A 9,800-nucleotide genomic window follows, 5' to 3' on the forward strand; every position below is an offset into this window, starting at 1 on the left:
ACCGGACGACCTGGTGGGTTCGGTAGGGATGCCTGAGTGAATTTGATACCCCCTGCTGAAACTGTTTTTCATGTTTTGGAAGGGAATCTCGATTGAACACTGATCGCTTGTGCCGCTCGTTACTGGCGCTGTCTGTTGCTGCAACTTCGCTGCACGCGGGCGTTGTTGCCGCTGCCGGCGCCAATTTGAGCTACGACCTGAGCGGCGGGCCATTGAACAGCAACCTGCAGAACTATGGTCTGATCGACCTGCGTGGCAACGGGACGATTGCTCCCGGCGCGCCTTCGACGCTGACCTATGGCGCTCAGTTTTTGGGGCTGACGGCAGACCAGTTGCGTAACAACGACAGTATCCGCATTGACGGGGCCAAGTTTGGTGTGGGCATTGCGCTGGGGGCTTCCGGTGTGACGCCCAGCAAAATAGCCGGGAACCTGATCAACAAGGGTTCGATCTCGGTCAATGGACTGGCTGGATCGGGCACCTCCACCGGGATTTCGGATATGGGCAGTGAGCTGAACGGCTCGCTCAGCAACGATGGGCTGATCGAGGCCAGCGGGGCGAGTTCCAGCGGTGTGATGCTGGTGCAAACCAAACTGAATGGCATCGGCAACAACGGCACGATCAGCGCCAGCGGGTCGGACGCGCTGGGGTTGTTTCTTGACGGTGCCACGCTCAAGGGGAGCGTCAATAACTTCGGGACTATTCGCGCCACCGGGGCGAACGCTGAGGCGGTGACGTTTGAAGGCGTGAACTTCAATACCTCTGCCAGTACAGCGATCTTGAACCTGTCCAACTACGGCACGATTTCCGGCGAGTCCATTGGCGTGCACGTCAGCGGTCAGGCAGTGGGTGCGAGTCCTTTCACCATTTATCAACTGTTCGGTTCGATCGAGGGTGGCACGGCGGCAATCCAGGTCGATGATGGCGAAAGTTATTTCGACTTTTTCGGCGGTACGGTTAAAGGGGATCTGATCGGCCTGTCCGGCGTGATCATCGACGGCGATGCGGTTTTCGACGGTTCGACCATCAAGTCCGGTTACGTGACCATCGAGGACGGCACGCTGACGCTGGTAAAGCCGCACACCACGATCATCGGTGACTTCGACATGGAAGAGTCCGACTCGGTGCTGGAAATGTACCTGGGCAATGACACCAATCCGGCGCTGCCGGTGTTGAAGGTCACGGGCACTACCGATATCGCGCCGGGTGCGACGTTGCGTCTGTTGGCGCGTTCCAGTGATTTCCGGGTGACGCCGGGTGGTACGAAGTACACCCTGATCAGCTCGGGCAGTCTTGTCGGCGGCAATAACCTCACCGTGACGTCTTCCTCTGCTTTGCTGGATGTGAAGAGTTTCGGGGCTGTGGGCAGCGACATCACCTCGGTGGTGACCAACAAGTCCGAAGAGGTGCTGGCGCAAAATACCCTTGTGGCGGGCGGCAGTCGCAATGCGGCAACGGCAGTGGGCCGCGTGTCGAGTCTGTTGTCGCGGCTCGATGAGCAGGATCCGGTGTTCCAGGCGTTCGCCAACGCCAGCACCGATGCGCAACTGGCGCGGTTGTCCGAAACCCTCAGCCCGGATGTCAGCCGTGGGGTGCTTCACGCGGCTACCAACAGTCAGACGCTGGTGTCGGGTGTCATCAATGAGCGTTCCAGTCGCGCCCGTAACGCCGGCGTGCCGACAGACAAAGGTGTCTGGCTGCAAGCCTTGAGCAGTGATGCCAACCAGGATGAGCGTCGTGGTGTCAGTGGTTACGATGCCGACAGCCATGGCATCGCCGTGGGTGCCGATGGTCAGTTGAATGCCGATCTGGCGGTCGGTCTGGCGTACAGCTACCTCGACACCGATGTGAAATCCGATCGCGGCAACAAGACCCAGGTCACCGGCCATGCGTTGACCCTGTACGGCAACTGGACCCACGACAACTGGTTCGTCGATTCGTCGCTGATGTACGGCTGGAACGACAACGAGTCGCGCCGTTACATCGCCGGCACCCGCGCCAAGGGTGATTACGACAGCAATGTGTTCGGCGTCAGCGCGCTGGCCGGTTACAGCGTGCACCTGATGCCGGATGTGGTGCTTGAGCCGCAGGTCGGGGCGCGTTACGCCAACGTGGGCATGGACAGCTATCGCGAGAAGGGCAGTTCGGCCTCGCTGAATGTCGGCAGTCAGCGTTATGAAGTGGGCGAAATGGGTGTCGGTGCACGTCTGGCCGCTGCGTTCGATGTGGGCACCGGCAGCCTTGAGCCCGAAGCGAAGCTGATGGCCTGGCAAGACGTCATTGGCGACAAGACCGGCACCACGTCGTCGTTCGTGTTGGGTGGCGATTCGTTCACCAGCCGTGGCACCACTCCGGTGCGTGACAGTTATGAACTGGGTCTGGGCGCCAACTACCGGATGGGCGCGTGGAGTGTCGGCGGGTCGTACAACTACATGACCGCCAGCGGTTTTGACGCTGACGGTTTCACGGCAAAAGTACGCTACGCCTTCTGATTCAGCGGTCGCTCGTGCTACAGCTGATAGCTGAAACTGATGCTGTAGCGCGGCCGGCGATTGAAGGTGTCCAGCGCTTCATCCGACATCGCCTTGGCCGCTTCCAGGGCGATGTTGTAGTACTTCGCATCGCCAAATCTCAGGCCGACTGCCGCCGATGACAGGTTGTTGGCCTGCACCGGCAACTCATTGAACCAGCTTCGCGAGCGGTCGAGCACGAAGTACGGTTGCAGGATGCGCACCCAGTTGCCGTCGCGGTTGAAGCTGTAATTGATCTCGTAAGCCACGCCCCAACCCTTGTCGCCGGACGCCTGATCGTCGGGATAACCGCGGCCGAAATTCTGCCCGCCGAACACAGCGCGCTCACTGTCCGGCAGGGTGTCACGGCTCCAGTACAACGCAGCCGACAGCACCCCTTGCCAGTTGTCGAGGAACTTGTCGCTCTGCACCCCGGAAAGTCGTACCCGAAAGAAGTCGAGGTCGATGGCGCTGTTGTTGGTATGCGCACCCAGGCTGTCGAACCCTTGATACACGCCGCCACTGAGGATGCGCAGTTGTCGGGCATCGACCTTGCGCCAGTCGCTTTCGAAGGCGAGGGCGCGGATGTCGGTGCGTTCTTCGACGCTCAGCGGGTAGCCGATCACGTTGTAGCGGGTCTTGTCGTTGACCGCGTACAGGCGCGATCCGGCGGTCAGCAGTTCATCCGAGGCGGCAATCAGCGGCAGAGTGAAACCGAGCGAATAACGGTCGTTTTCGCGGTGCGGCTTGAGTTCCAGTCCGTTGCTCAACTGCACGTTGGTGCCGGGATCGGCGCGGTAGCGTGAGGCCGACAGACTCAGCTGCGCACCTTCGTCGTTGATGAACTGGTTGTAGTCCAGCCGGTAGTAATGCTCGTGATCATCCCCCGGTGGAAAAAGGCCGCTGAGGCTCAACTGTTCGCCCATCGACGTTTGTGAATTGCTGCTGACGCCGAGCAACGCCTGGGTGCCATTGCGGTTGTCTTCGGTGGTGCTCAGGGTGCTGGTGAACGGCTTGCGACTGGCCTGGGCCACCAGCGTCGTTGCACCGTCGGTGGTGCCGGGCGGCGGCACCTGGGCCTGGATCGTCACGCCGGGAATACGGGTCATCAGCGTGGTGTAGCGCTCGAACGTCTTGCGCGTCAGCGGGCGTTCGGCCTGGAGCTTGGCGGCCAGTCGGTCGAGCAGGGCTTTGACCTGTCCGACGTCGCCGGCGATCTGCACGTCGCGCACGTAACCTTCCACCAGCACCACGCGCGCCACGCCGTCATCGAAGGTCTGCTGTGGCAGGAAGGCGTAGGACAGCAGATAACCGTCCTGCTGATAGCGACGGGTGATCGTGCGGGTGGCTTCGATCAGGTCGGCGAGGCTGCTCTCGCGGCCGATCAGCGGTTTGTAGATTTCGGCCAGTTCGTTCAGCGGATAGAGCGTGCCGCCTTCGATCTGCACGGTTCTGAGGTTGATCTTCGTGCCCATCAGCAACGGCTGCGTGGCCGTGGCACCGGGCTCCGGCACTTGCAGCGGCGCGGCGTTCGGCCGGTAAGCGTCGGCGGGCAGGTTCGGCACCGGCAGGTTGCGAATGGTTTCGTTGCTGTTGAGAAAGCTGGGCAGGGTGTCGGCGAGGGCGGTGGAACTGAGACTGAGCAACATCAGGGATGCCATGACGCGCATAGGACACTCCATGTTCAAACCCGCAGCACGGGGCAGGGTTTCTCCTAAGAAAAAAGCGGAAGACTCGTGGGAATCTTCCGCCCTCAACCAAGCGTAGGCGCTGTAGGTAAGGCCGTCGAATCGGCCAGGTGCAAATCAGCGATTGTTACCTCCCAGGGCGCCGGTCAGGCCACCGAGAACTCCACCCAGTCCGCCGCCAGTCCCGGTGGCAGTGCCACCGTTGACCAGCCCGCCGACCGCAGTGACCGTGTTGCCCACCGTGGTGACAGTGTTACCGACCGCCGCCACGACCGGGTTGCTGTTGGTGCCGGCGATGGTGTTGCCCAGATTGCCGACGGCACCGCCGACCTGACTGGTGAGACCCGCGACCGGAGAGCCGAGCCCGGTGGCGGCACCGACATTCTGGGTCAGGCTGGTGACCGCAGTGGTAACCGGCGCAAGTCCGGCGCCCACGTTGTTGCCCAGGGTTGCCAGGGGAGTGGTCGGGCTGGTGATCGGCGATCCCGAGCCGCCGAGCACGGTGTTGAGTGAAGCCACGGTATTACCCGCCGCAGCCAGCACACCACCCGGTGCGGCGAGACTGCCATTGCCGCTGCTCAAGCCTGCGCCGACGTTGACCACGGCGCCGCCGACGGTTTGCAGCAGGCCATTGCTGCCCAGACCGCCACCGACGCCCGTTCCCGAACCGGTCCCGTTGTCCACCAGCCCGCCGGCCTTGCCGACAGCGGTGCCGACATTGCTCAGGGCTCCGCCGACGGTGTTGGTCAGGGCGTTGCCATTGCCGGCGTCGGTGACTTTGTCGCCTACTCCATCGACGGTGCTGCCGACTTTCTGCAGCAGGCCGTTCACCGGAGCGCCCAGGCCCGTGGCACTGCCGAGTTTGTCCGTGGTGCTTTCGACCATGGCAATCACCGGCACCAGTTTGCTGCCCACTTCTTTGGTAACCGAGCCGAGCGGGCCGGTGGTGGTAGCGGTGCTGAGCGTGTCGCCGAGCATGGTGACCCGTTCACCGACGCCATTGAGCACCGGTGCTACACGGGTGACCACGCCGCCGACTACCGGAACGCTGCCCGTGGCGGTCGCCAGTTTGCCGCTCAGGTCGGACACGCCGTTGCCCACATCCTGCACCACGCCGCCGACCGCCGAAGCGGTGACGCCCAGGCCATTGTCGGTGGTCGCCAGTTTGCCGATGCCGTTGGCCACGCCGTCGCCCAGGGTGGTCACCACGTTGCCGGCGGTTTTGACGGCACTTTGCACCACGCCACCGACAATCGGCACGCCGCTCAGGGAGTCGCCGACCTGGCCGACACCATCGCCGACGCCGCTGACGGTATTCCCGACGTCCTGCACCAGTGTGGTGGTAACCAGAGGGGTCGGAGTGCTCGGATTGGTTGGGTTGGTCGGATCCGTCGGGTTGGTCGGATTAGTTGGATTGGTCGGATTGGTCGGATCTGTCGTCCCTCCAGTGCCACCAGTGCCACCAGTACCGCCAGTGCCTGCGGTATCTCCGGTACCACCCGTACCACCGGTGCCGCCAGTACCCGCAGTCGAACTGTCGGGGGAAGAACTGTCGGAGCTGCTGTGATGACCGCCGCCGCCACTGCTGCAACCGGCCAGACCGAGAGAGAGAATAAGGGCCAGTGCTGTTGCCGACTTGCACCACGCCTGAGCTTTCATGTGGGTTTTCATGAGGGTTGTTCCTTGCACCTGTGACAACGTTCGTTGACTTCGACGGCTCGCCGGTTCTGTTGCCGGCAATGCCTTCGTCCGTTGTGCTCATATCAGTCGCAAGGCTGGATCCACGCCATTCTCAAGTTGGTATTAGCGCCTTTATGCAGGGGGCTGCGAATGCCGCCTAACGACTAATACCGAGGATATAGGCGCGCAAAAAAAAGCCTTGAAAATCAAGGCTGGGTTTCGGCGAGGGACGTTTGTGCGGCGCGGGAAAACTTAAGTGATATATACACAATTGATCAGGTTTTCCCGGCCTCGATGTCAGGCTACCGGCTGCCAGTTGCCCACCATGTGCTCCAGATCCCCGGCGCCGATCAGGCGTAACTCACCGCTGGAACCGGCCGCGCTGGCGAACAGGCTCACCTCGCTCGGCAGGCGCACCGGTTTGCGAAAGTGCACGGTGACCTCAAGGTTGGCCTTGGGCAGATGATCCGCCAGTGCCGCCAGCGTCCGGGCCTTGTTCCACAGACCATGAGCGATGGCGGTTGGGAAACCGAACAGCTTGGCGCTGGCGGCACTCAAGTGGATCGGGTTGTAGTCGCCGGAGACTTTCGCGTACTGCCGGCCGATGTCCGCTGGCGCCTTCCATTGCGCCACTTGCGCGAGGGCCAGCGTCGGCTCCCAGGTCTGCTCGACCGCTTCGCCTTCGAGCTTCACGCCACGACAGAGCATCCGGCTTTCGGCTTCCCACAACGAGCCGAGTTGATCGTCGAGGGTGGTCAGCAGATCGAAGGTCGCGCCCTTCGGATGCGGTTGCAGGTTATGCACCCGGACGCTGACTTGTGCGCGACTGATCCCGCCCATTGGCCGCAATACGCGGATGCGGTTGCTCAGATGAATCAGCCCCAGCAGCGGGAACGGAAACTCCTTGGCCGTCAGCAATTGCATCTGCAGGGCGAACGCCAGGATATGCGGATAGGTCGGCGGCAGCAGGCCGTCATCGGCGAAACCGCAGACCTTGCGATACGCCGCCAGACGTTTGCCATCCACCTCGACGGCGCAGCGCAAGCCGCTGTCGGGCAGGGTGGTGCCGGTGATTTTGCGTCGGGTCGCCGCCCGGGCATACAGCCCCGGCAGGCTCGGCTCGTGGTGCAGGGTTTGCCATTCGATGGTCATGTTCAGGCCCCCAGCACGCTTTGGCCGCACACCCGCAGCGCTTGCCCGGTGAACGCGCCGGTGCCCGGCTGGGCCAGCCACGCCACGGCTTCGGCGACGTCTTGCGGCAGGCCACCCTGACCCAACGAACTCATGCGGCGCCCGGCTTCACGCAGGCCGAACGGAATGTGCGCGGTCATCTGGGTCTCGATGAAACCCGGCGCCACGGCGTTGATGCTGATGCCGCGTTCCAGCAGCGTCGGCGCCCAGGCCTGGGCCAGTCCTATCAGCCCGGCCTTGCTCGCCGCGTAATTGGTCTGCCCGCGATTGCCGGCGATGCCGCTGATCGAGGCGAGCAGAATCACCCGGGCGTTATCGCGCAAGGTGCCGCTGTCGAGCAGGGCCTTGGTCAACACTTGCGGTGCGTTGAGATTGACCGCGAGCACCGCGTCCCAGAACTCGGGCGTCATGTTGGCCAGGGTCTTGTCGCGGGTGATGCCGGCGTTGTGCACCAGAATGTCGAGGCCGTTCGGCAGCTGTTCGATCAGTTGCGTGGCGGCGTCTTCGGCGCAGATGTCGAGGGTGATGGCGCGCCCGCCGAGGCGAGCGGCCAGGGCGTCGAGATCGGTTTTCGCGGGCGGCACGTCGAGCAGGATCACCTCGGCACCGTCACGGGCCAGGGTTTCTGCAATCGATGCGCCGATACCGCGCGCCGCGCCGGTGACCAGCGCCTTGCGCCCGGCCAGTGGGCGCGTCCAGTCGGTCACAGGCGTGGCGCAAGGGTTCAGGCGAATCACTTGCCCGGAGACGAACGCACTTTTCGGCGAGAGGAAAAACCGCAGCGGTCCTTCCAGTTGATCCTCGGCACCTTCGCCGACGTAGATCAGTTGCAGCGTGCCGCCGCTGCGCAGCTCCTTGGCCAGTGAACGGGAGAAGCCTTCGAGCGCTCGCTGTGCACTGGCAGCAAACGGTTCGCGCAGGGTTTCCGGGGCGCGGCCGAGGATCACCAGATGTGCGCTGCTGTCGAGGTTCTTCATCAACGGCTGGAAAAATTCACGCAGTTGCTTGAGCTGGTCGGTGTGCTGCAAATCGCTGGCGTCGAACACCACGGCCTTGAGTTTCGGGCCGTGGCCGGGAATCCATTGGGTGGCGGTCGCCGGCTGGTCGCCGTAGCGGTAGATCGCGTCGGTCAGGCGATTGGCGAAGGTGCTGACCCGCTCGGCCAGCGGCCCGCCGCCGATCAGCAGCGCACCTTCCACCGGCCGCAGGCGCCCGGCCTGCCAGCGTTCCAGCCGCACCGGCGACGGCAGGCCCAGGGCCCCGACCAGACGGTGGCCGATGGACGAGTTGGCGAAGTCGATATAGCGGTCAGACATGGAACGCTCTCCAGAAGATGGGGTTCAAAGTGTGGACTGCGAAGGGCAATCAATCGTTCGATCCACGCAATAAGGCCTACGCTAGAACAGCAGAGTAGTTTGCCCTCGGCGCTTTTGTGGCCCGACCGGGTTTTCAGCGCTCGATTTTCAGACCGGATATTTCACAAGGAGCATTTCATGAGTCAGCTGCGCCGCGTCGCGATCATTGGTGGCAACCGCATTCCGTTCGCCCGTTCCAACGGGCCGTATGCCACCGCGAGCAATCAGGTGATGCTCACCGCCGCCCTCGAAGGCCTGATCGAACGCTACAACCTGCACGGCCAGCGCATCGGCGAAGTGGTCGCAGGGGCGGTGCTGAAATTGTCACGGGATATGAATCTGACTCGCGAATGCGTGCTCGGCTCGCGCCTGTCGCCGGCGACGCCGGCCTACGACATTCAGCAGGCCTGCGGCACCGGCCTGGAAGCGGCGTTGCTGGTGGCGAACAAGATCGCCCTCGGCCAGATCGATTGCGGCATTGCCGGCGGCGTCGACACCACGTCGGATGCGCCGATCAGCGTCAGCGAAGGCCTGCGCAAGATCCTCCTGCAAGCCAACCGCGCCAAGACCACCGGCGACAAGCTCAAGACCTTCCTGCAATTGCGTCCGAAACACCTGATCCCCGAATTCCCGCGCAACGGCGAACCACGCACCGGCCTGTCGATGGGCGAGCACTGTGAATTGATGGCGCAGACCTGGAACATCCCCCGCGAAGAACAGGATCAACTGGCCTTCGAAAGCCACCACAAACTGGCGGCGTCCTACAGCGAAGGCTGGCACAACGACCTGATGACCCCGTTCCTCGGCCTGACCCGCGACAACAACCTGCGCCCGGACCTGACCCTGGAAAAACTCGCCACCCTGAAACCGGCCTTCGAAAAAAGTGCCAAGGGCACGCTGACCGCCGGCAACTCCACACCACTGACTGATGGCGCCTCGGTGGTGCTGTTGGGCAGTGAGGAGTGGGCGAAGGAACGTGGCCTGCCGATCCTTGCGTACCTGCGGGACGGCGAAGCGGCGGCGGTGGATTTCGTCAACGGCGCCGAAGGGCTTTTGATGGCTCCGGTGTACGCGGTGCCACGCTTGCTGGCGCGCAATGGCCTGACCTTGCAGGACTTCGACTACTACGAAATTCACGAAGCATTTGCCGCGCAAGTGTTGTGCACGTTGAAGGCCTGGGAAGATCCGGAGTACTGCAAGACCCGGCTCGGGCTGGACGCGCCGCTGGGCTCGATTGATCGCAGCCGCTTGAACGTCAAGGGCAGCTCGCTGGCGGCGGGGCATCCGTTTGCCGCGACGGGCGGGCGGATCGTGGCGAACCTGGCGAAGTTGCTGGATGCGGCGGGGCAGGGGCGGGGGTTGATTTCGATTTGTGC

General features: G+C 63.1%; 6 protein-coding genes. 2 read left to right on the forward strand and 4 right to left on the reverse strand.

Annotated elements, in window-relative coordinates:
- The first annotated feature begins 92 nt into the window (after window positions 1-92).
- Window positions 93-2,492, forward strand: coding sequence for an autotransporter family protein (locus L6D82_RS27885; protein ID WP_236192080.1), 2,400 nt, complete (start codon window positions 93-95; stop codon window positions 2,490-2,492).
- Window positions 2,493-2,509: 17 nt separating this feature from the next.
- Here the strand turns inward: L6D82_RS27885 and L6D82_RS27890 are convergent, their stop codons facing one another.
- The 4 genes from L6D82_RS27890 to L6D82_RS27905 form a co-directional block, all read right to left on the reverse strand.
- Window positions 2,510-4,180: a ShlB/FhaC/HecB family hemolysin secretion/activation protein gene (locus tag L6D82_RS27890; protein WP_236192081.1), complete on the reverse strand. Its 1,671-nt coding sequence runs from the start codon at window positions 4,178-4,180 to the stop codon at window positions 2,510-2,512.
- Between the two features lie 135 nt (window positions 4,181-4,315).
- Window positions 4,316-5,857 (reverse strand): collagen-like triple helix repeat-containing protein, encoded by a 1,542-nt coding sequence (locus L6D82_RS27895; RefSeq protein ID WP_236192085.1) that lies wholly within the window; start codon window positions 5,855-5,857, stop codon window positions 4,316-4,318.
- Between the two features lie 318 nt (window positions 5,858-6,175).
- Window positions 6,176-7,030 (reverse strand): MaoC family dehydratase, encoded by an 855-nt coding sequence (locus L6D82_RS27900; protein WP_236192082.1) that lies wholly within the window; start codon window positions 7,028-7,030, stop codon window positions 6,176-6,178.
- A gap of 2 nt (window positions 7,031-7,032) precedes the next feature.
- On the reverse strand, window positions 7,033-8,385 hold the full coding sequence (locus L6D82_RS27905; protein ID WP_236192083.1) for a 3-oxoacyl-ACP reductase: 1,353 nt from the start codon (window positions 8,383-8,385) through the stop codon (window positions 7,033-7,035).
- 177 nt (window positions 8,386-8,562) lie between these two features.
- Here L6D82_RS27905 and L6D82_RS27910 point away from each other — a divergent pair.
- Window positions 8,563-9,800, forward strand: a 1,238-nt coding sequence (locus L6D82_RS27910; RefSeq protein WP_236192084.1) for an acetyl-CoA C-acetyltransferase, incomplete at its 3' end; no start/stop codon positions are given.

It is taken from the genome of Pseudomonas paraglycinae (assembly GCF_021601625.1).
Taxonomy (GTDB): domain Bacteria; phylum Pseudomonadota; class Gammaproteobacteria; order Pseudomonadales; family Pseudomonadaceae; genus Aquipseudomonas; species Aquipseudomonas paraglycinae.